The sequence below is a fragment of the Pseudomonas sp. N040 genome (assembly GCF_015637705.1).
GTDB lineage: Bacteria > Pseudomonadota > Gammaproteobacteria > Pseudomonadales > Pseudomonadaceae > Aquipseudomonas.
On record NZ_JADOBE010000012.1, the window covers coordinates 24,967 to 46,878 of the forward strand.

Annotated in this window: 18 protein-coding genes and 1 pseudogene; 13 read left to right on the top strand and 6 right to left on the bottom strand. The window is 64.2% G+C overall.

Annotated elements, in window-relative coordinates; genetic code table 11:
* Positions 1 to 144 precede the first annotated feature (144 nt).
* A pseudogene (locus ISX93_RS15930) lies at positions 145 to 348 on the bottom strand (prolyl oligopeptidase family serine peptidase); the annotation flags it as partial.
* A 258-nt stretch (positions 349 to 606) separates the two neighbouring features.
* On the opposite strand from ISX93_RS15930, the gene ISX93_RS15935 reads away from it, so the two are divergent.
* Entirely contained in the window at positions 607 to 1,449 is an 843-nt protein-coding gene (locus ISX93_RS15935; protein WP_195779748.1) for a bile acid:sodium symporter family protein, read from the top strand.
* Between the two features lie 64 nt (positions 1,450 to 1,513).
* On the opposite strand, the gene ISX93_RS15940 is transcribed toward ISX93_RS15935, so the two are convergent.
* Positions 1,514 to 3,583, bottom strand: a complete 2,070-nt coding sequence (locus ISX93_RS15940) for a S9 family peptidase (RefSeq protein ID WP_195779749.1) — start codon at positions 3,581 to 3,583, stop codon at positions 1,514 to 1,516.
* A 101-nt stretch (positions 3,584 to 3,684) separates the two neighbouring features.
* Between ISX93_RS15940 and ISX93_RS15945 the strand changes: the two genes are divergently transcribed.
* Positions 3,685 to 4,152: an MFS transporter gene (locus ISX93_RS15945; RefSeq protein WP_195779791.1), complete on the top strand. Its 468-nt coding sequence runs from the start codon at positions 3,685 to 3,687 to the stop codon at positions 4,150 to 4,152.
* Positions 4,153 to 4,479: 327 nt separating this feature from the next.
* Here the strand turns inward: ISX93_RS15945 and ISX93_RS15950 are convergent, their stop codons facing one another.
* Positions 4,480 to 5,664 carry an acetyl-CoA C-acyltransferase gene (locus tag ISX93_RS15950; RefSeq protein ID WP_195779750.1) on the bottom strand — a complete coding sequence of 395 codons (1,185 nt, stop codon included), beginning with the start codon at positions 5,662 to 5,664 and terminating at the stop codon, positions 4,480 to 4,482.
* Positions 5,665 to 5,885: 221 nt separating this feature from the next.
* Between ISX93_RS15950 and ISX93_RS15955 the strand changes: the two genes are divergently transcribed.
* The 3 genes from ISX93_RS15955 to ISX93_RS15965 all read left to right on the top strand — a co-directional run bounded on the left by ISX93_RS15955 (position 5,886) and on the right by ISX93_RS15965 (position 8,944).
* Positions 5,886 to 6,674 (top strand): class II glutamine amidotransferase, encoded by a 789-nt coding sequence (locus ISX93_RS15955; RefSeq protein ID WP_195779751.1) that lies wholly within the window; start codon positions 5,886 to 5,888, stop codon positions 6,672 to 6,674.
* Between the two features lie 422 nt (positions 6,675 to 7,096).
* Entirely contained in the window at positions 7,097 to 8,122 is a 1,026-nt protein-coding gene (locus ISX93_RS15960) for a DUF1254 domain-containing protein (RefSeq protein ID WP_195779752.1), read from the top strand.
* A gap of 201 nt (positions 8,123 to 8,323) precedes the next feature.
* Positions 8,324 to 8,944, top strand: coding sequence for a TetR/AcrR family transcriptional regulator (locus tag ISX93_RS15965; RefSeq protein WP_195779753.1), 621 nt, complete (start codon positions 8,324 to 8,326; stop codon positions 8,942 to 8,944).
* A 258-nt stretch (positions 8,945 to 9,202) separates the two neighbouring features.
* On the opposite strand, the gene ISX93_RS15970 is transcribed toward ISX93_RS15965, so the two are convergent.
* Positions 9,203 to 10,204: an alpha/beta fold hydrolase gene (locus ISX93_RS15970; RefSeq protein ID WP_195779754.1), complete on the bottom strand. Its 1,002-nt coding sequence runs from the start codon at positions 10,202 to 10,204 to the stop codon at positions 9,203 to 9,205.
* A 156-nt stretch (positions 10,205 to 10,360) separates the two neighbouring features.
* Complete coding sequence (locus ISX93_RS15975; protein ID WP_195779755.1) at positions 10,361 to 11,206, bottom strand: TauD/TfdA dioxygenase family protein; 846 nt, start codon at positions 11,204 to 11,206, stop codon at positions 10,361 to 10,363.
* A gap of 180 nt (positions 11,207 to 11,386) precedes the next feature.
* Here ISX93_RS15975 and ISX93_RS15980 point away from each other — a divergent pair, with 180 nt between their 5' ends.
* Positions 11,387 to 12,388, top strand: coding sequence for an AraC family transcriptional regulator (locus ISX93_RS15980; protein WP_195779756.1), 1,002 nt, complete (start codon positions 11,387 to 11,389; stop codon positions 12,386 to 12,388).
* Positions 12,389 to 12,701: 313 nt separating this feature from the next.
* Complete coding sequence (locus tag ISX93_RS15985) at positions 12,702 to 13,769, top strand: TauD/TfdA family dioxygenase (RefSeq protein ID WP_195779757.1); 1,068 nt, start codon at positions 12,702 to 12,704, stop codon at positions 13,767 to 13,769.
* A gap of 115 nt (positions 13,770 to 13,884) precedes the next feature.
* Here the strand turns inward: ISX93_RS15985 and ISX93_RS15990 are convergent, their stop codons facing one another.
* Positions 13,885 to 14,913 (bottom strand): AraC family transcriptional regulator, encoded by a 1,029-nt coding sequence (locus ISX93_RS15990; RefSeq protein WP_195779758.1) that lies wholly within the window; start codon positions 14,911 to 14,913, stop codon positions 13,885 to 13,887.
* Positions 14,914 to 15,068: 155 nt separating this feature from the next.
* Between ISX93_RS15990 and ISX93_RS15995 the strand changes: the two genes are divergently transcribed.
* From ISX93_RS15995 to ISX93_RS16020, 6 genes are all read left to right on the top strand, one after another.
* Complete coding sequence (locus tag ISX93_RS15995; RefSeq protein WP_195779759.1) at positions 15,069 to 16,103, top strand: 2Fe-2S iron-sulfur cluster-binding protein; 1,035 nt, start codon at positions 15,069 to 15,071, stop codon at positions 16,101 to 16,103.
* Positions 16,104 to 16,158: 55 nt separating this feature from the next.
* The gene (locus ISX93_RS16000; RefSeq protein ID WP_195779760.1) at positions 16,159 to 17,316 is read left to right on the top strand and encodes an alkane 1-monooxygenase; all 1,158 of its coding nucleotides are present in this window, start codon (positions 16,159 to 16,161) and stop codon (positions 17,314 to 17,316) included.
* Between the two features lie 59 nt (positions 17,317 to 17,375).
* Positions 17,376 to 18,617 (top strand): ABC transporter substrate-binding protein, encoded by a 1,242-nt coding sequence (locus ISX93_RS16005; RefSeq protein WP_195779761.1) that lies wholly within the window; start codon positions 17,376 to 17,378, stop codon positions 18,615 to 18,617.
* Between the two features lie 131 nt (positions 18,618 to 18,748).
* Positions 18,749 to 19,747, top strand: coding sequence for an NADP-dependent oxidoreductase (locus ISX93_RS16010; RefSeq protein WP_195779762.1), 999 nt, complete (start codon positions 18,749 to 18,751; stop codon positions 19,745 to 19,747).
* A 121-nt stretch (positions 19,748 to 19,868) separates the two neighbouring features.
* Entirely contained in the window at positions 19,869 to 21,146 is a 1,278-nt protein-coding gene (locus ISX93_RS16015; RefSeq protein WP_195779763.1) for an MFS transporter, read from the top strand.
* Positions 21,146 to 21,817, top strand: a complete 672-nt coding sequence (locus ISX93_RS16020; RefSeq protein ID WP_195779764.1) for a TetR/AcrR family transcriptional regulator — start codon at positions 21,146 to 21,148, stop codon at positions 21,815 to 21,817. Before ISX93_RS16015 ends, ISX93_RS16020 begins: the two co-directional genes overlap by 1 nt.
* Positions 21,818 to 21,912: the final 95 nt, after the last annotated feature.

Sequence of the window (21,912 nt, forward strand, 5' to 3'; positions counted from 1 at the left end):
ATTTTTCTTGCTTGATGCGCACGCAAAAATAAATCCGGCCCCATTTTTCCGCCATTTTTCCGTCCCGTATCAGGATTGTATCCACCACGAGCGAACCACACCGATTCCCCCGCGACATTAGCCCATACCCCCGTCCCGAGCCACCTACTTCCCCAGCACCTTGAGCAGAAAGCTGTACTCCAGCGCTAGATCGCGCAGTGCCTGATAACGCCCGCTCATGCCGCCGTGACCGGCTTCGAGATCAGTTTTCAGCAGCAGCAGGTTGTCGTCGGTCTTGTGGGTGCGCAGCTTGGCCACCCATTTGGCGACTTCCCAGTACTGCACGCGGCTGTCGTTGTAGCCGGCGACCCCTTTAGTTCGAACGTCCATCGGTGGTGAAGGCTTGCTCGGCCTCGATATTCCAAGCCTGCGCCGGATCGGTCTGCACGCGGCGCTCGACTTGGGGGTAAACCCGTAGAATGGGTTAGCCGCGCAGCGGGGTAACCCATCGATTAAGATCAAACCGTGCCTGCTGTCTCGATGGGTATCGCTGCGCTCAACCCAGCCTGCGGCCTGAAATCATGCACCCGTGCGCGGTGTCTCCTGTCCCGAGGAATGTCCACTTTGATGCAACTCATTAGCCAGCCGCTGATTCTGCTCTTTGTTGTCTCGACCATGCTGGGTGTCGGCCTGATGCTCGGCGTCCGCGATATCGCCGCCTCGCTGCAGGATCGGCGCTGGCTTGTGCGTGCCCTGCTGGCCAATTTCGTGCTGCTGCCGGCGCTGGCATTCGCCGTGGCTCGTCTGCTGCAGCTGGACGTCGTGCTAAGCGCGGCGCTGCTGGTATTGGCGACCGCCCCCGGCGGCCCGGTGCTGGTCAAGCTGGCCGCGCTGGCCAAGGCGGATCATGCCCTGGCGGTTGGCCTGCTGGTGATCCTGCTGTTGCTGGGCGTCATCAGCCAGCCGCTGCTGCTGCCCCTGCTGCTGGACGAGGTCAGCGTGGATGCCGAGGCCATAGTGACGACGCTGATCGCCACAGTGCTGACTCCCTTGATCATCGGGCTGGCGCTGCGCGCGCGCCGCGCCAACTGGGCAGCCCGCCTGCAGTTGCCGGTGCAGCGGCTGTCCACCCTCAGCATGTTGCTGATCTGGATCGTGCTGCCGCTGCAGCACTGGCAGGATCTAGTGGAAATTGCCCGTGGCAATGCCTTCCCGGCCGCCGCTCTGTTCATCGTCCTGGCCGCCACCGGCGGCTGGCTGCTCGGCGGTCCGCAAGCCGGTCCACGGCAGTTGTTGTCGTTGAGCTGCAGCCAGCCCAACCTGGCCGCCGCGGTGGTGATCGCCAGCGAGAACTTCAGCGACCCGCGAGTGATGCTGATGCTGCTGGTGGTGATGCTCACCAGCATCCCGATCCTGCTGCCGCTGTGTCTGCTCTACGCCCACATAAAGGGGGCAGAGGCACTCCGTTAGCACTCTTTGCCCTGTTGCAGCGGATCAATAAATAATCACTCCACCCCCTTTGTTCCCCGCGACATTAGCCCGTGGCTTCGCACCGGGTTAGCTGCTTCCCCAGCACCTTGAGCAGAAAGCTGTACTCCAGCGCTACATCGCGCAGTGCCTGATAACGGCCGCTCATGCCGCCGTGACCGGCTTCGAGATCAGTTTTCAGCAGCAGCAGGTTGTCGTCGGTCTTGTGGGTGCGCAGTTTGGCCACCCATTTGGCGGCTTCCCAGTACTGCACGCGGCTGTCGTTGTAGCCGGCGACCACCAGCATGGCCGGGTAGGGCTGGGCGCTGACGTTTTCGTAGGGCGCGTAGGACCGGATGCGCGCATGCACCTCGGGCTGGTTGGGGTCGCCCCATTCGTCGTATTCGGTGACGGTCAGCGGCAGGTCGGGGTTGAGCATGGTGTTGAGCACGTCGACGAAGGGCACTTCGGCGATCGCGGCGGCGAACAGTTCCGGGCGCTGGTTGAGCACGGCGCCGATCAGCAGGCCACCGGCGCTGCCGCCGCTGATGGCCAGTTGGGCCGGGGTGGTGTAGCCGCTGGCGATCAGGTGTTCGGCGCAGGCGATGAAGTCGCTGAAGCTGTTGTGCTTGTGCTCCAGCTTGCCGGCGCGGTACCAGGCTTCACCGAGTTCGCCGCCGCCGCGCACGTGGGCGATGGCGAACACGAAGCCGCGTTCGAGCAGGCTCAGGCGGGCATGGGAGAACCAGGGGTCGAGGCATTCGCCGTAGGCGCCGTAGCCGTAGAGGTAGAGCGGGGCGGGTGCGCCGGCGGTCAGCACCTCGCGTCTGGCCACCAGGCTGATGGGCACCTGGCTGCCGTCGCTGGCGCTGGCCCAGAGGCGCTGGCTGACGTAGGCGTCGGGGTCGAACGGGCCGAGTACCGGGGTTTGCTTGAGCACCTGCTGGGCGCCGCTGGCGAGGTCGAGCTGGCGGATCTGCGCCGGGCGGTTGAGCGCTTCGTAGCGCAGGCGGATCACCGGGCTGTCGAACTCCAGGTGGTCCTGCACCGACAGGCTGTAGGCGGCATCCGGCAGTTGCACGCGGTAGGCCGGCTGGCCCTGCGGCTGTACCTGGATGATCGGCAGGCCGGCCTCGCGCAGGCTCAGCACGCAGGCGGTGGCGTTGAGGCTGAAACCTTCGAGCATCACCTGCGGATCATGGGCGAGCAGTTCGCGCCAGTGCGCTCGTTCGGGCGTTGCTTCGTCTGCTGCGTACAGCGCGAAGTTGATGCCGCTCTGGTTGCTGCGGATCAGCCAGTGCCACTGGCCATCCAGCTGGCCGTGATCGACATCGTATTCGTGGCCGTCCGCGCGCGGCGCCAGGCAGCGGAACTCGCCGTTCGGGGTGGCGGCATCCAGCACCCAGGCTTCGCTGGTGGTCTTGCTGGCCAGGTGCAGGATCAGCTGGCGTTCGGAGCTTGCGCGGTAGCAATGCAGGAAGAAACGCCCGTCGGTTTCCTCGAACACCAGCTCGGCGCTGGGACTGCCGAGGCGGTGGCGATAGAGCTTGTGCGGGCGATGGGTGTCGTCCAGTTCGCCGAAGAACAGCGTCTGGTTGTCGTTGGCCCAGACCAGGCTGCCGTCGCAGTCGTCGAAGGGCAGGGCCGTGACAGCGCCGCTGGCGAGGTCCTTGACGAACAGCTGGTAGATCTCGTCGCCGCTGGTGTCGAGGCTGTAGGCCAGCAGGCGGTGATCGGGGCTGATGCTGAAGGCGCCGAGGGCGAGGAAGCCGCCGGCCGCCAGGGCATTGGGATCGAGCAGCAGCTGTTCCTGCGCCGGATCGACGTCCAGGCTGCCATCGGCCGGGCGCGGGCAGCGGTACTGTCGCGGGTATTCGTCGCCGGCACTGGTGCGCTGGTAGTAGAGCCACGGGCCCCAGGGCGTGGGCAGCGACAGGTCGGTTTCGAGGATGCGGCCCTTGATCTCCGCGAACAGCTGTTCGCGCAGTTCGGCCTGGCCGGCCAGTTCGGCTTCCAGGTAGGTGTTTTCCGCGCGCAGGTAGGCGAGGACTTCGGCGCTGTCGCGCTGCTCCAGCCAGGCGTAGGGATCGGGGCCGCCGACGGTGTGGGCGACAGGGGCGAGCGGGGTATGCGGCATGGGGGGATTCTCTGGGGCGGCAGGCCGCTGGCCGGGGGAGGCCGTGGCGGGGAAAAGTCGTTATGATAAGCGCCCCCCTGTCAGCCCTGCCATCGACCATCATGACCGAAAACGATTATCTGCTTGCCTGGGGCGCCTACGCCTTCGCTGCCCTGGGTTGCCTGCTGGTGTGGTGCCTGATGACCGGCTGGATGTGGCGCTGGTTGCGCGAGCCGTTGCGGCTGCTGGTGCTGGTGCTGCTGTGCACCCCGACCGTGGTCGACCCGGGCAAGGATGCGTTTGCCCCGGCGATCGCCATCGCCGCGATGGACCTGTTGCTGGACGTGGGCAACAACGCCTGGCGCGCGGTGGCCGACCTGGCCACCTACGGGATGATCGCCTTCGTCCTCTACCTGCTGTTCGCGCTGCTGCGCTGGTTGGTCGAGCGCAGCCTCAAGCGCCGCCGCCAGCCGTCGGGGGCTGCCAAGGCCACGGCTGGGGAGGCAACCCTGCGGCAGATCATGGCCCAGGGCGAGACCCGGATCGACGCCCAGGGCGAGCGCCGCCTGCGCAGCGAACCGCGGTTGTAGGCTGCTCGACGCAGGTCGCAAGAGTGTGGGATGACTTGATGGGTATCGCTGCGCTCAACCCATCCTACGGTCCTGAGCCATGGCAGCAGGCTGCTCGCCGCAGTCCGTAGGATGGGTTGAGGCGCATGCGCCGATACCCATCGGGGGGCTTGATGGGTATCGCTGCGCTCAACCCATCCTACGGTCCTGAGCCATGGCTGCTGGCTGCTCGCGGCAGTCCGCAGGCTGGGTTGTGGCGCATGCGCCGATACCCATCGCGGGGTGGCTAGATGGGTATCGCTGCGCTCAACCCATCCTACGGCTTCGAGCCCGCTGCGGGCGCTGTTCTCAGCAGACCTCGAACAAGCCGGCGGCGCCCATGCCGCCACCGATGCACATGGTCACTACCACGTACTTGACGCCGCGGCGCTGGCCTTCGATCAGCGCGTGGCCGACCAGGCGTGCGCCGGTCATGCCATAGGGGTGGCCGATGGAGATGCCGCCGCCGTTGACGTTGTAGCGCTCGGGGTCGATGCCGAGGAAGTCGCGGCAGTACAGGGCCTGCACGGCAAAGGCTTCGTTGAGTTCCCAGAGGCCGATGTCATCGATCTTCAGGCCGTGCTGCTTGAGCAGTTTGGGGATCGCGTAGATCGGCCCGATGCCCATTTCTTCCGGGGCATTTCCGGCCACCGCGATGCCGCGATAGAGGCCCAGCGGGGCCAGGCCGCGCTGCTCGGCGAGCTTGCGCTCCATGACGATGCAGGCCGAGGCGCCGTCGGACAGCTGGCTGGCATTGCCGCCGGTGATGCAGCCGCCCTCGATGACCGGCTTGAGGCTGGCCAGGCCGGCCAGGGTGGTGTCGGCGCGGTTGCCTTCATCCTTGCTCAGGGTGACTTCCTGGTAGCTGACTTCCCTGGTTTCCTTGTTGACCAGCGCCATCTGCGCGGTGATCGGCACGATTTCCTGGTCGAGCCGGCCGGCGGCCTGGGCTGCCGCGGTGCGCTGCTGCGAGAGCAGGGAATAGGCGTCCTGGGCCTCGCGGCTGATGCCGAACTTCCTGGCCAGGTTCTCCGCGGTCAGCAGCATGGGCATGTAGGCGTGCGGGGCGAACTTCTCGACGTTTGGATCCTTCTCGCGCGAGGTCCACTCGAAGTAGGGCGTCTGCACCGCGGAAATGTTGTCCTGGCCGCCGGCGGCGACGATCTGCATGCCGTCGACGATGATCTGCTTGGCCGCCATGCCGATCGCCATCAGGCCGGAGGAGCACTGGCGGTCGACCGTCTGCGCGCCGGCGCTGTAGGGAATCCCCGCGGCCAGCGAGGCGTTGCGGGCGATGTTCATCCCGGCGGTGCCGGCGGCCAGCACGGTGCCGACGATCACATCCTCGATCTCCGCGCCGTCGACCCCGGCACGCTGGACCGCGTGGCTGAGCGCGTGGCCCATCATGGTCGGCGACTTGATGTTGTTCAGCGAACCGCGGAAGGCGCGGCCGATGCCGGTGCGCGCGGTGGAAACGATGACGGCTTCTTTCATCTGGATGGCTCCTGGGGGTTGATGGCCAATGGTCGCCGCAGTGCCGGCCGGCGCGCAATAGTCGTTCTGCCAGCCGAACTGCGGCGCGGGGCTTGCCTGCGCCGCGCAAGCTGTTCAGCATGCACGCTTGAGCCAGGCGGACGCCATGAGGCAGTGCGTGTTCTGCGGCATAACCGCCGGCTGCCAGCCCGCGCAATGCCTTGCCGGCCCAGGAGTGACGCATGTGTGAATTGCTCGGCATGAGTGCCAACGTTCCAACCGATATCGTGTTCAGCTTCACCGGCCTGATGCAGCGCGGCGGGCGCACCGGCCCGCACCGCGACGGCTGGGGCATCGCCTTCTACGAGGGGCGCGGCCTGCGCCTGTTCCAGGACCCGGCGGCGAGCAGCGAGTCGGAAGTCGCGCGGCTGGTGCAGCGCTACCCGATCAAGAGCCAGACGGTAATCGGGCATATCCGCCAGGCCAATGTCGGCAAGGTCAGCCTGGCCAACACGCATCCCTTCGTCCGCGAGTTGTGGGGGCGCAACTGGTGCTTTGCGCACAACGGCCAGCTGGCGGATTTCCAGCCGGCGCCGGGGTTCTACCGGGCGGTCGGCGACACCGACAGCGAAACGGCCTTCTGCGACCTGCTCAACCGTGTGCGGCTGGCCTTTCCCGAACCGGTGCCGGTGGAGCAATTGCTGCCGGTGCTGGTCGATAGCTGCGCGGGCTACCGTGGCCACGGTGTGTTCAACTGCCTGCTCAGCGATGGCGACTGGCTGTTCAGCTTCTGCTCCAGCAAGCTGGCCTGCATCACCCGCCGCGCGCCCTTCGGCGCGGCGCAGCTCAAGGATGCCGAACTGACCGTGGACTTCCATGCAGAAACCACACCGACCGATGTGGTCACGGTGCTGGCCACTGAAGCCCTTACCGCCAACGAGCCGTGGACGCTGTACCAGCCTGGCGAATGGCGCCTGTGGCGCGGCGGCGAGTGCCTGGCCGAGGGCCGGGCCACCCGCGCGCCGGCTTGATGCCGCGGCCTGAGCGGGGCTGCCGGACAGCCGCGATACCCAGCCTGCGACCTGCGTCAAACAGCCTGCAGCCACGGCTCGGAACCGTAGGATGGGTTGAGCACAGCGATACCCATCAAGCCACCCTCGATGGGTATCGGCGCAAGCGCCTCAACCCATCCTACGACTTGCGCCGAGCAGCCAGCAGCCAGCAGCCGCGGCTCAGACCCGTAGGATGGGTTGAGCACAGCGATACCCATCAAGCCACCCCCGCTGGGTATCGGCGCAAGCGCCGCAACCCAGCCTGCGGTCTGCTGCAGGCATGGTTCAGGATCGCCGGCTGGGTTGCCTATAGTGTTTCTACAGGTTCGGCCAGCACGGCAGGCCGGATCAACCCCGGCGCACGCCGGCCTTGGCTTGCCGCCGCTGTTCAGGAGTAGGTGATGAAGACGGTCTTTTGCCCAGCCTGGCTGGCTGCGCTGGCACTGCTGGGCCTGGCGCCCGGCCCGCTACTGCTGGCGGCCGAGGCCCCCACGCTGGTGACCGCGCAGAATTTCATCCGCGCCGAAACCGACCGCATGTTCTTCGGCATTGCGCGCCAGGCCGGCGGGGTCAACCAGTTCTACCACTACCGCAAGCCCACGCCGCTCGACCAGCAGAGCGTGGTGCGGATGAACCGCGACACCCTGTACTCGATGGCGGTGGTCGATACCCGCCGGGGCGCGAGCATCCGCGTGCCGGAATTGCCGGGTGATCGCTACGTCTCGGTGTACCTGGTGGACAACGATCACTACGTCCCCCGGGTCATCTACAGCGCCGGCGTGCACCCGCTGCCCAGCGCTACGCGCTACCTGGGGGTGGCGGTGCGCATCCAGCTGCACGAACCGGATGACCCCAGGGAGATCGCGCTGGTCAACAGCCTGCAGGACCAGTTCGTCATCCAGGCCGGTAGCGCCGAGCCGCTGCCGCCGCTGCGCTGGGACATGCCCTCGCTGGACCGCCTGCGCGCCCAGTACGAACAGGACGCCCGCCAGTACCCGAGCTGGAAGGGCATGCAGGGCCCGCGCGGCAAGGTCAATGAAAAGACCCGGCACATCGCCGCGGCGGCGGCCTGGGGGCTGTTCCCGGAGCGCGATGCCACCTACCTCAACTACAACGGCGGCTTCAATGCCGAGCGCTGCTACACGGCGACTTACCAGATCCCGGAAAACCGCGCGTTCTGGTCCATCACCCTGTACGGCAAGGACGGCTTCATGCAGCACGAGAACAGCCTGCTCAACGCCAGCAACGTGGTGCTTGATCCGGATGGCGGCTTCACCGCCTATTTCGGTTCGCGCGAAGTGTGTGGCGAGGTGCCGAACCGCCTGGATACCAGCGACGGCTGGAATTTCCTGATGCGCATCTATCGCCCCGGCCCGTCGGTGCTGGACGGGCGCTACCAGTTGCCGGCGGTGCGGCCGGTCGAGTAGCCCTGCGGCTTTCCCCTTGCCGTAGGCGCGTCGCCCCCGGCGCGAGCTTTGGCGCCACTCCTGCACAGCATCAAGGGCAGTCCCGCATCGGCGCCTGGCGACAGCAGGCCGCCGCGGCGCTTTTGCCAGGAAAGCCAGACCGCAGCGCACGCGCAGGCTAGAATGGGCCAAAGGTCAATTGCCGAGAAGCCGAGTCAACCCATGTTCAGCCCCGAGAACACATTTCTGGACCGCGCCCGTTATCCCAAGGGGCGCAAAACCTTGCAGGCGATTCTGGATGCCACCTATGAGCTGATCATCGCCGAGGGGCCGACCGCGGCTTCGCAGAAAGCCATTGCCGAGCGTGCCAACGTCACGCAGAGCGCGGTGCGCCATTACTTTCCGACCAAGGAAGACCTGCTGGTGGCGTTCTTCTCCACCGGCATCGAGCGCTTGCAAAGCCTGCTCCGGGCCAAGCTGGCGGAAGTCTGCGTCGACCCGCGCAGGCAGTTGCTGGAAATCGCCGCGCTGCACTACTCGCGGATCAGCGAAGTGGACAATGCGCTGTTCTTCGAGACCATGGCGTTCTGGCGGCGCAACCCGCAGTACAGCGAAATCCGTGACCGCTGGTACGCGGACATGTGCCGCTGCTACCAGCAGCTGATCCAGCAGATGCATCCGGACTGGGCGGAGACGCGCTGCGTCGAGGCGGCCTTCCAGGTACTGACGCTGATCCTCGGCGGCTGGGTCACCGCCGGCCATTCGCGGCCGATGTACAAGGAACGCACGCAGGCAGAGCTCACCGCGGCCTTGCTGCGCGGCGTCGAGCGGCTGATCGACTAGTGATCCGACACATTTATCCCTGATCTGCGCAACAGGCGAGGCCTGCGTAGGGTGGTGTCAGGCCGCAGGCCGTAACCCACCACGCCGGTCATAAGGCCGGCCGCTGTGGCGGTAAACGCAAGATCAACAACCGGATGCCCCTGGCATCCATGGTGGGTTACGCCACGGGCTAACCCACCCTATGACATCACGCTTAATTCGTGCCTGATCAATAGTGGTGCCCCGCAGGCCCGTCGGGCCAGGCGGGTGCAGGGTGTTTCAGAGCCCGGCGAGGAATTCCAGCAACAGCTGGTTGACCCTCTCCGGGCGCTCTTCCGCGGCGCTGTGGCCAACCCCGTCGAGCAGTACCTTCTGCCGCAGGCCGGGCATATGGCTTTCCAGTTTCCCGAAGTTGGCCATGAACAGCTCGGCCGCCGGGTCGGCCGCACCGCCGATGAACAGGCTCGGCTGCTGCACCTTGAGGCCGTCGGCGAAGGCGCTCAGCGCCCAGTTGCGGTCGCGTGCCGCGTAGTGGCTCAACGGCGCGGCAAAGCCCTTGCGGGCGTACTCCCCGACGTAATAGTCAATGGCCGTGTCGCTCAGCCAGGCCGGGAACTGCGCCGGGTCGCACACCGTATCCATGAACTGCTCATCCGTACCGATGAACAGGCGCCAGCGCTCGGCGCCGACGGCATCGCCGGAAATCGAGTAGTAGGTGCTGCGCAGGGTCTTGCGGATGTCGGCGTCCATCTCGGCGGTGGCTGCGCCACTGGCGAAATGCGCCTGGTAGAAGCGCTTGCCGGTCTTGTCCTGCAGCATTTGCCACTGGGCGCTCGGGCGCTGTGCCTCGCGCGGGGTGACCGGGGTATTGAGCAGGCCGACGGCGCGGAACAGGTCCGGACGCAGTTGCGCGGCGGCATAGGCCACCCAGGCGCCGAGGTCGTGGCCGATGATCACCGCGGAGGTTTCGCCCAGCTGCTGCATCAGCCCCACCAGATCGCCGACGCAATTGAGCATGTTGCAGGCCTCGGCCGTGGCCGGGCACTCGCTCTGGCCGAAGCCGCGGATGTCCGGCGCCACCACCCGGTAGCCGGCAGCGGCCAGGGCGCGGATCTGCCGGCGCCACATGTACCAGAGGTAGGGGAAGCCGTGCAGCAGGATCACCAGCGGGCCCTGGCCTTCTTCCACATAGTGCAGGTCGATGCCGTTGGTCTGGGCGAAGTGATGGGCAAAGCCCTGGGGATCATCGAGGCGGGCATCAAGCGGCGGGTTGTTCGGCATGGCGGTGTTCCTGCATGGGGTGAGTTGAGCTTCTGTAGGGTGGGTTAGGCCGCAGGACGTAACCCACCAACCGGCCATGAGGCCGGCAAGGGCGATGCCTTTGGCATCGACGGTGGGTTACGCCGCTGCGCGGCTAACCCACCCTACGCAGCTGCTTCAGCTGAGATGCCAACCGGTAACCGAGGCGCGCTCCATCTTGCGGTGGCACGGCGGGTAATCGTGCACGGCATAGTGCTGGGTACTGCGGTTGTCCCAGATCGCCACGCTGTTCTTCTTCCAGCGCCAGCGCACCTGGTATTCGGGAATGCAGGCCTGCGCCATCAGGTACTGGAACAGGTCGCCGCCGGATTGCCAGATGTCCTGGCCGCAACGCACCCGGCCGTTGCTGTGGAAGTTGCTGAAGTGCGTGGCCCAGCCGCCCAGTGCGAGAATCTTCTCGCCGGTTTCCGGGTGGATCTGCACCACGTCGTGGTCGACATTCGGCCACTTGGCGAGGATTTCCGCCTGCTTTTCCGGCGACATCGCGCTGTGCACCATTTCCAGGAAGCTGTGGGTGGCGCGCAAGCCTTCGAGCTGGGTTTTCACGGCTTCCGGCAGTTTCTCGTAGGCCAGCACCATGTTCGCCCACATGGTGTCGCCGCCCACCGGCGGGCACTCCACGCAGCGCAATACGCAGGCCTTGGACGCCACGGCGCGCCAGGTGTTGTCGTGGTGCCAGACGTTCTCGTAGCTGCCGGACTGCTCGGGGGTCTTGTAGATGCGCACCAGCCCGGGGGTGTCCTCGGGGGTCGGCAGTACCGGGTGATCCTCCAGTTCGCCCATGCGCGCGGCAAAGGCCACATGGTCCTTGCCGCTGATGTCCTGGTCGCGCAGGAACAGCACACGGTGTTTGAGCAGCGCGGCGTAGACCTCGTTGAACAGGGCGTCGTCATAGGCGGCATCGCGCAGGCTGATGTCCAGCAGTTCGGCGCCGATGTGACAAGTAATGGGTTCGATACGCATGGTTACTCCTGAGTCGGGTGCTGAGGGAAGACTGTTTGCCGGCAGCCGCCAGGGTGGCTGTGGCCGTTGTCGAAAGCATAGAGGTTCGCACCGGAACTGAGTTATCATTTCGTTTATGGTGATGCTCATTTCGTATCAGGCGACCGGATTGGCGGTTGCCACGCGCAGGAGGTTCAGTCAATGAGTACCGTCCCCATCGGCACGCTGCTCAATCTGCCGGAAGTGCTCAACGAACTCGGCTTCGACGGCTGGGGCTTCATGCTTGACTTCGCCTTGCAGCCGGAGTCATTCGTCAAGCCGCTGCAGCCGGTACCGATGGCCTTCTGCGGCGAGTTGCTGCAGCGCGCGGTGATCTTCACCCAGTGCGACGAGTTGCCCATGCTGCTCGGCGCCAAGGCGAAAATGGCCAACCTGGGGCCGTTGCGCTTTCTTATCGCGTCGTCCGGCAGCGTGCGCGAGGCGGTGAACGTGCTGACCCGCTTCCGCCGGCTGTGGTTCTCCGGCTTCCAGATTGCGCTGCACGAGGAGCGCGGCATCGCCAGCATGGCGATCGACTTCAGCGGCAGCTTCCTCGGCCACCAGGCCATCCGCACCTGCTACCTGACCGCCATGGTGCGCCATCTCGACCTGATCCTCGGCCGCCGTTTTCCGCTCAGGCAGGTCCACCTGTCGCGCTCGCTGCCGGCCAATACGGCCGTGTACCGCCGGCATTTCGGCCTGGCACCGGCATTTGCCCAGGCGCGTGACGTGGTGTTCTTCGATGCGGCGCTGCTGGAGCTGAAACGCCCGGCCGTGCATGACCCGGAGCTGGATTACTTCCTGCGCCAGCAGCTGGAGGCGATGGAGGCCACGCTGGGCAGCAGCTTTGCCGAGCAGGTGGCCGAGTTGATCGAAAGTCTGCTGATCGGCGGTCGCTGCAGCGTGGAGCAGGTCGCCCAGGTGCTCGGCATTCACCGGCTGACGCTGTACCGGCGCCTGCAGGCGCAAGGCACCACCTTCGAGGCACTGCTCGATCAGCGCCGGCGTGCGCTCGCCGAGTCGATGCTGCAGCGCCCGGCGATTGCCATCGCGGAAATTGCCGATGCTCTGGGCTACAGCGCGCCGAGCAACTTTGCCCGCGCCTTCCAGCGCTGGACCGGTGTTTCGCCGAAGGCCTGGCGGCAACAGCACGGCGCGGAATAGGGCGCTTGCCACGGATCCCGGCACCGCTTGCGCGCCTGCCGGGTGCCTTCGAAGCTGGTCGCCAGGCCCCTGCCAGTACCTTGCCGGGCGCTGCGCGACGAGTGGTCTTCCGTCTATTTCTTATGACTGAACAAGCAGTTAGCACAGCGGCGGCTGGCCACGGCGGCTGACCGGCGCGGACGCGAATTGATGCATGTCAATAAAACAGCGTATCTGAGTTGTTTTATCACCGACCGCTCGTAGACTGGAGCGCAACCCGAGAGGCATTGCCTCAAGGCCAGGCAGATAAACAAGACAAGTACGAGGACTGATCATGACCGCTATGCATTCACCCAAGCCCGGGCACGCTGTGCTGGCAAAATATGACCACCCGGCGGCCTGGACCGCAAAAAGCCTGATGGCACAGAGCGACCAGTGGATTTACACCTTGAGCGAAGCGGATGTTGCCGAACTGGATGCCGCCCTGCAGCAGATCAAGGCCAGGGGCCTGCAGGTACCCAATTTCGGCAAGGACGAGTTCCACATCCCGCAGCTGGCCGCGCGGCTCGAGCCCTACAAGGCCAGCCTGGATTTTGGCCTGGGTATTCTTTACCTCAAGGGTTTCCCGATCAGCCGTTACACCAAGGATCAGGCCAGTGCGATCTTCTGGGGCATCGGTAGCCATATCGGCAAGTCCTGGGTGCAGAACAATCGCGGGCACGTGCTTGGCGACATTCGCGACGAAGGCCGCAGTTTTGATGATCCGCTGGCGCGCGGCTACCAGACCACGGCAGACCTTGACATGCACACCGACGGTGCCGACATGGTCGCGCTGCTGTGCCTGAAGCAGGCGCCGGAAGGCGGTGAGAACCAGCTCAGCAGTGCCGTGGCGGCCTACAACAAGCTGGTGGACAGCAACCCCCAGGCACTCCGGCATCTGCTGGATAACACCTACTGCTTCGACTGGCGTGGCGAAGAGCCGGCCGGCGAAGAACCTTTTCACCGGGCCAAGGTGCTGTGCCCCGTCGAGGGTGCCGTGGCCTGCCTGAATATCATCCCCTACATTCTCAGCGCCCAGCGTTTTCCCCAGGTGCCGCGCCTGACCGCTGAGGATCTGGCGGCCTTTGACGCCTTCAAGAAAGCGGTGTGGGACGATGAGTTGGTGGTGCGGGTGCGCCAGGAGCCGGGTGACATGCTGTTCCTCAACAACCACTACCACCTGCATGCGCGCAGCACCTTCCGCGACGCCGAGGAGCCTGGCGAGAAGCGCCATCTGCGCCGTCTCTGGCTCGAAAGCCCGGCGTGGCAAGGCAAGCGGCCGGCGGCCATGGAGAACCTGCTGCGCGTCTCGAATACCTGGAAGCACCCCGAGTCCAGTGTGCAGATGTGGGATCACCTGTAAGCCAGCGCAATCTGCCTGGCCTGTTGCCACGAAACGGCGGGGGTGCATGGCGTGCGGCGGGCAATCACGGATGACCGCCCGGCGTGCGCCTGCCTGGTCCGGGACCGGCTGGGCGCTATGCCGCCGGCTGGGCGTCCGGGGCCGGGGGTAGCGCCTGGAGCGCACTGGGCGGCACACCTTCCCAGCGCTTGAAGGCGCGGCGAAAGTTGGCGATGTCGTGGTATCCCAGTGAATAGGCAATTTCCTGAATGCTCAGGCGCCCGGCACGCAGGTGCGCCAGTGCCAGGCCGCGGCGTACTTCTTCAAGAATCTCGCGATAGGAGTGGCCTTCTTCCAGCAGGCGGCGATGCAGGGTGCGCGGGGTCAGGTAAAAGTGCCGCGCGCTGGTTTCCAGTGACGGGAAGGCATCGGCGCGACTGAGCAGCAATTGCCGTACGCGCTGGCTGAGGCTCTGGTCGGCAACCTGCTTCTCCAGTTCCTGCTGACAGATTTTCAGGGTTTCCCGGTAGGTTTTCGGGTCGTTGCGCCGCAGCGGCACGTCGAGCAATGCACGCGGCAGAATGAAGCCGCTCCACGCCTGGTCATACAGCACTTCGCAACGAAATGCCTGTGAGGCTTGTTCCGCATAAGCAGGCCTGCTGAGGGCCATGGCCACGCTGATGGCCTGCGGCCGGCCGGCCAGGGCGAAGTCGAGCAGGCTCTTGATCGACAGCAGACCGCCTTCCAGCACCGTGCGGCGCACATCGCCCAGGGCATGCAGTTCGTCGATCACCACCAGAACGTTTTCCCCTTCCTCGCGGTAGCTGACGCCGATGACGCCGGTGCGCAAGCCGATGAAGCGCGTCAGCACCTCTATGGTCTCGCGCAGGGTGCCGCAGTTGAGCGTGGCGTAGCCGAGCAGGCCGTGGGTGCTCTGCGCCATGCGGCTGCCGATCGACAGGCTGAAAGCCGGATCGCCGGTCAGCGCAAAGGCATCGGCCATCAGGTTGCGGTACACGCTGAAGTCCACGTGCAGCGACATGTTCAGCAGCTGCTCGGGGGTCAGGTTGTTGCGGGTCAGCCACTGCCGGCTGTCCAGCCCCTTGGCTTCGAGCTCCTCGGCAATCAGGTGGATGTAGTGGATCGGAACCTTGGCTGCGGTCATGGCATGCGCCTCCTTCAGGCAGGAAAATAAAGCGTAACCACGCTTAATTGTCAATATATGACCCTTGGCTGTCAATTTATGACCTCCTTCTGCCGCTAGTCACTGTTTATCTTTGCTTCCGAAGAAAAACAGCGCAACTACGTGGGAGATGCCTGATGTTTTCATTTTTCAAGAAGTCGAAACAGATTCACACGGCCAGCATCAACAATGTGGCGGTCGAGATCCTGCCGGGCGAAACCCTGCTGCTGGGCGCCCTGCGCCAGGGCGTGGCGATCCCCAACAGTTGCCGGGTCGGTGGTTGCGCCACCTGCAAGTGCAAGCTGGTCAGCGGCAAGGTCAAGGAGTTGACGGACAGCAGTTACATCCTTTCCGCCGACGAACTCAAGCAGGGTTATGTCCTTGCCTGCCAGGCCGTGCCACTCAATGACATCGCCATCCAGGTCGAGCTGGCCCAGGGCCCGGCCATGCGCACGCTGGCCGGACGGGTCACGGCACAGCGCAAGCTGACCCACGACATCACCGAACTGCAGCTGCAACTGGATGCGCCGCTGGACTACCGCGCCGGCCAGTTTGCCGACCTCAGCCTGCAGTCGCTGCCGGGCATCGCCCGCAGCTATTCCTTTGCCACCCCGCCGAGTGCCGACGGGGCTTGCACCTTCTTTGTCCGTAAAGTGCCGGATGGCGTGTTCTCCGGGCGCATCAACGATGCCGACCTGACCGGCGAGGCGGTCGAGCTGCGCGGTCCGTGTGGCGATTTCTGGCTGCGCCCGGCCAATACACCGTTGCTGCTGATTGCCGGCGGCAGCGGTCTGGCACCGATCATGGCGATCCTGCGCGAGCTCTCGGCACAGCCGGTGCAGCGCCCGGTAACCCTGCTGTTTGGTGCGCGGACGCAGATTGATCTGTATCTGCTCGACGAGATTGCCGCTCTCGCGGCGGGCTGGCGCGAGCATTTCGAGTTCATCCCGGTGCTTTCCGCCGAGCCGGAAGGTTCTTCGTGGAACGGCGCCCGCGGCCTGGTCACCGAACAACTCAAGGACGCCCTGCACAGCGGTGCGCATGTCTATCTGTGCGGTCCGCCGCCGATGATCGACAGCGCCGAGCAGCAGTTGCTGCAGCTGGGGGTGAGCAAGGAACACATCCATGCCGACCGCTTTACCACCCAGGCGGACAACGCTGTCAGCCGCTGATCAATACCACCCTGCAATCAACAAACTACATCACCCGTTACACGGAGACCTAGCCATGAAACTGCTGCACTACCTCAAGTATTTTATTTTCCACGCCGTGGGTCTGTTCACTGTCGCGAGCATTCTCGCCGGTGGTGACTTGACGGTTTACGGCATGCTCATGGTGTTTGCCTTCTACATCCTGGGTGATGTGCTGCTGGGTGATGACACCTCCATCCCCGACTTCGGCCACCCGATGATTCTCACCCTGCAGCTGTGGCTGGCTTTGCCGCTGCTGACCCTGGTGATGTTCACCATGGTCTGGAGCGTGTGTTCCGGCGACCCGCTGGGGTATGGCGCCCTGGTCACTCAGTTGACCGGCTATGACGTACTGGCTGCGCGGGAAACCATCAGCACCACTGGCTATGCCCTGATGATGCTGCTTTCGGGCCTGCTGATCGCCATCATGGGCACCGCAACCGGTCATGAGCTGACGCACCGTACCTGGGATCCGGTATCCATGCTGATCGGTCGCTGGTTGCTGGCCTACAGCTTCGATACAGGGTTTGCTGTCGAGCATGTGTACGGTCACCACCGCTATGTGTCGACCGTCAACGACCCGGCCACTGCACCGCGCGGCCGTAACGTTTACAGCCACATCATCTCTTCGGGCATCAAGAGCAACATCGGCGCCTGGAATCTGGAGAGGGAACGCCTGGCTCGCCGTGGTCTGCCGGTGTTCAGTTATCACAACAATGTAATTCGTGGCCATCTGATGTCGGTAGCGCTGCTGGTTGCCGCTTACCTGATGGGCGGCTGGCTGGCGGTGGTCTTCTTCACGGTGTGCGGCCTGTGGGGCAAGGCGATTCTGGAAATCGTCAACTACATGGAGCACTACGGCATGGTGCGCGATCCAGCGACACCGGTGCAGCCGCGCCACTCGTGGAACACCAACAAGCGCATCACGTCGTGGAGCATGTTCAACCTGAGCCGGCATTCGCATCACCATGCCCAGGGCGAAGTGCCGTTCCATGAACTGCAGCCGTATCCGGACGCACCAATGATGATCGGTGGCTACGTCAGCACCCTGTCGGTGGCGCTGATTCCACCACTCTGGTTCCGCCTTATGGAACCCAAGCTGCGCGACTGGGACGAGCGTTACGCGACTGCCGAAGAGCGCGTACTGGCCGCCGAGGCCGATGCCCGGGCCGAACTGAGAAGCTCCTGGGCCTGAACAAGCCGCCCGGCAGCAGAACCTGACGAACGACAGCAAAGACTCAAGGGGAATCAAGCATGACGAATCAAGCACGCAAGAAAGGCGGCACCGTGCCGCTGAACTGGAACGAGGTGTACTACACCAACTGCCCGCTGGTGTCGGCCAGCAACATCGATCAGGAACTGGGCTGGGCGCGCGAAGACTTCAAGAAGATGGGCATCACCTATGCCTACCTGCGCTCACGCGCCGAGAACGACTGGTACCCGCATTACATCCACAACCTGGACAACCTGATCCGCGTCGGCGGCCTGTTCCCGCCAGTGCATGTGCATGCCGACATGCGCCGCACCAAGCTGCTGGGCGCCACCCATGTCTACGAGGGCGGCTGCATGATGGTCCGCGCGCGTGACGACATCTACCGGATGGTCGAACTCAAGGGCAAGAAGATCGGCATTTCCAAGAGCCTCAACACGATCAAGACCGACTGGTGGCGCATTCAGGAAGAGCAGGGCATCGAGCTGATGCTGCGGATGAATGGCATGACCCGCGCCGACGTGGAGATCGTCGAGTTCCCCTATGCCGATGACTGGTACGACGACCCGGAAATGGTCGGTCCGCCAATCGATAACCCGTCGGAGCTGTGGTTCAAGCGCGACCACAAGAAGGACCTGGCTTTCCGCCCGCTGGAAACCGCGCTGGAAAACGGCGTGGTGGATGCCATCTATACCCAGACCGGGCCCTTCCAGCACCTGCAGGAAGCCACCGGCAAGTTCAAGGCCATCGAAGACCTGGCCAAGTACCCGGACTGGACCCTGCAAATGGCCAACGTGCCGGCGGTGATTACCTGCACCGACGTGATGGCTGAAGAGCACCCGGAACTGGTGGTGGCCTTCATGAAGAGCATGATCAAGGTCGGCCAGTGGTCCAACCAGCACAAGCACGCGGCGGCGGCGATCCTCGACAAGCAGACTTTCTATCTCGACGTCGACGACACCTACCGCAACATCAAGAACGTCGACATGGTGCCCAACCTGTCGCCGCAGAATCTGGCGGCGATCGAGATCGGCAAGGACTTCATGCTCAGCCACGGCTACATCAAGAACAACTTCGATGTACACCAGTGGGCTGCGCCGGAGTTCGCCGAGCAGGCGCACCGCGAGCTGATCGAGGAAGAGTTCGCCAAGCTCAAGCGCGACAAGCTGTCGATGAGCCGCACTGCCGCGCCGCTCGCCGAGTTCGTCAGCGCCGCCAGTGCAGACAGCCAGGAGCAGCCGAAGATCTGCTGCGCCGCCGGCGATCTGGTGGGCGCTGACAGCTGAACGAGACGGCCTCATAAAGTGTGCGTGCCGCGCTGAATGCAGGAGCCAGCTTGCTGGCGATGCGGGTTATTAAAACGGATCGCCAGCAAGCTGGCTCCTACACAAAACCGATCTGTTTATAGGCCAATTCCATGACTGGTAATTGTCAGTTCATTCTCGCGCGCATCCCCAGCGGTGCGCTTATGGCCGATTGCTTTCGACTGGAGCAAGCCGCCATGCCGGTGCCGAAGGACGGCGAGGTGCTGCTCAAGGCGCGTTATATGTCGATTGATGCCGCCAGCCGGGCCTGGATGCAAGGTGCCACCTACCGTGACGCGCTCGGAGCGGAAAGCCTGATGGCCGGTCGTGCGCTGGCCGAAGTGCTGGAGTCACGGCATCCGGACTTTACCGCCGGCGAGCTGGTCTTCGCTGAGTTTGGCTGGCAGCAATACGCCGCCTTGCCGGCACAGGCCTTGCGCAAGCAGCCGGCCTGCACGCCGCTGTCGCACCTGCTCAGTGTGTATGGCGTCAGCGGTCTGACCGCCTACTTTGGTCTCACCGAAGTCGGTCAGGCGAAATCGGGTGACACCGTGGTGATTTCAGCCGCGGCCGGGGCGGTGGGCGTATTCGCCGGCCAGATCGCCAAGGCGCTGGGGTGTCGGGTGGTTGGTATCGCCGGTTCGGAAGATAAATGCTGCTGGTTGCGCGAGGAGCTGGGGCTGGATGCGGCGCTCAACTACAAGGCTGGCGCGCTGGCAGACAAGCTCAAAGCCGCCTGCCCGAACGGCATTGATGTGTATTTCGACAATGTCGGCGGTCCGATTCTGGAAACGGCACTCACGCTGATGAACCTGCACGGCCGCATCGTCTGCTGTGGTGCGGTTTCCGCTTACGACAGTGGTGTTCCGGCGCCAGGCTTGTGCGGTGTGCCGTTCCAACTGGTGGTCAAGCGCCTGAGCATGCGCGGTTTTATCGTCTCGGACTTCTTCGGCCAGCTTGATGAGGCACAGGCGCAGCTGCATGCCTGGGTGGAGCAGGGCGCTATCCGGGTGTTCGAGGACATCATTGACGGGTTCGACAGCCTTCCAGCCGCTTTGATCGGTCTGTTGCACGGTGAGAACCGCGGCAAGCGGATGGTGAAAATCAGCTGAGGCAGTGTGTTGTAACTGTTGCAATCGTCCGTGACCCGTCAGTCGCACGACACGGACAGAATTTATGTCCATCCGCAGGCTGCGTTGCCGATGTGACCCGACCACCGAGAGGTTTTTGCCCGTGCGCCGTTATTCAATGCTTTTGCTGCTGATCATCATCAACATACTGAGCTATGTGGACCGGCACATGTTGCCGGCGTTTGCCAGCGAGATCACTGCGGACCTGGAATTATCGCGCCAGCAGTTCGGGCTGCTCACCGGCTTTGCCTTCGTCACCGTGTATGCCCTCAGCGGGCCGCTGATGGGGGTGCTGGCCGATCGCTTCAATCCGAGCAAGGTGATCGCCTGCGGCATCCTGTTGTGGAGTGCCATGACCTTCTGCACCGGGCTGGCCAAGAACTTCCTGCATCTGTTGCTGCCGCGCATGGCCATCGGGGTGGGCGAGGCGACCCTGCATCCGGCGGCGGCGGGCATCATTGGCCGGCTGTTTGCTCCCGACCAGCGAGCCACGGTGTTCGGCATGTTTTTCATGGGCAGTCAGATCGGCCTGGGCCTGGCCTACTGGTTGGCCGGCAGCGTCGGTGCCGAGCTCGGCTGGCGCAACATGTTCCTCCTGCTCGGCGCGCTCGGCGTGCTGTGCTCGTTGTTGCTGCTGCCTTTCTTCAATTTCACCAGCAGCAAGCTGCCGGAAAGCGCTGTCGCGCATGCATCCAGCGGGGCCACTGTCGGCGCCATGCTGCGTGAGCTGGGTGCGACCTTTCGTGGGAATGCCAATTTCCGCAACGCGGTGCTGGGCATGTCGCTTCTGCACATGCTCTATGCCGCAACGCAGTTCATGCAGCTGTGGCTGGTGGCCGACAAGGGGATTGCCGAGGCCGATGCTTCTTCACTGTATGGCGGCATCTTCCTGCTCACGGCGATTCCTTCGTCGCTGCTCGGGGGGATCGCAGCCGACTGGTTTTGCCGGCGCTTCGCCACCACTCGCGCCCTGTTTGTGCTGCTGGTGATAGTGTTCAGCGCGCCGTTGCTGATCCTGTTTCGCCTGTCCTCGCCTGAGTCGCCTTTCTTTCTGGTGGGCATGGGCGTGTCGGTGTTCATGCTGGCGTTTCCCTATGGGGCGATGTTCTCGCTGGTGCTGGACAATGCACCGCCCAGCATCCAGTCCACCGCAGTCGGCTTCACCATGTTTATCGCCAATGTGCTGGTGATCGGCACGGGTACCTTTGCCATTGGTTTCTTCGCGGATGTTTTCCAAGCGCAAGGTTTTGCCAGTCCGTTGACCAGTGCGCTACTAGGGGCTGATGTCATCACGGTGTTGTCGCTGCTGTTCTTTTTACAGTTGCATCTGGCGACCAGGGTTAAGCGTGCCTCAGCAGCGCTGTGCACTGAGGTGGTGTAATGCCGAGCGACGTTGCCAGCAGCTCATTACCGAGTTTCGAGAATCAGTTTCTACACCGGGCGCGCTACGCAAAAGGCCGGCAGACCCTGCAGGCGATTCTCGACGCGACCTATGACCTGATCATTGCCGAAGGCCCGACGGCCGCTTCGCAAAAGGCCATTGCCGAGCGGGCCAGGGTGACGCAGAGCGCGGTGCGGCATTACTTCCCGACCAAGGAAGAGCTGCTCGCGGCTTTCTTTACCACCGGCATCGAGCGCCTGCAGTCGCTGCTCAAGGCGAAAATCGCCGAGGTTGGCAGTTGCCCGCGGACCCAGTTGCTGGAAAGCGCCGAACTGCAATTCGGCCGCATCCGTGAAGTGGACGACGTGTTTTTCTTCGAGTCGGTGGCGTTCTGGCGGCGCCATCCGCGCTACGGCGCGCTGCGCGACAACTGGTACCAGGAACTGCATCGCTACTACCAGCGGCTGCTGCAGCGCATGCATCCCGAATGGGCCGAGACCAGCAGTGCAATGGTGGCCTATCAGGTACTCACCCTGATCCTCGGCGGCTGGACCATGGCGGGCCGCTCGCGGCCGTTGCACGGGCAGCGCCCGCAGCAGGAACTGACGGCAATGCTGCTGAACGGGGTCGAACGGTTGATCGACGCGCCGCTGGCTGCGCGCATCCGATAAGCGGGCGCAAAAAAACAACTCGACTAAGTGGTATCTTGAGTTTTTTGCTTGTATCCTGTGCGCCAGTGGCTCCCGAACCGGGCCTGCCCGCAAGG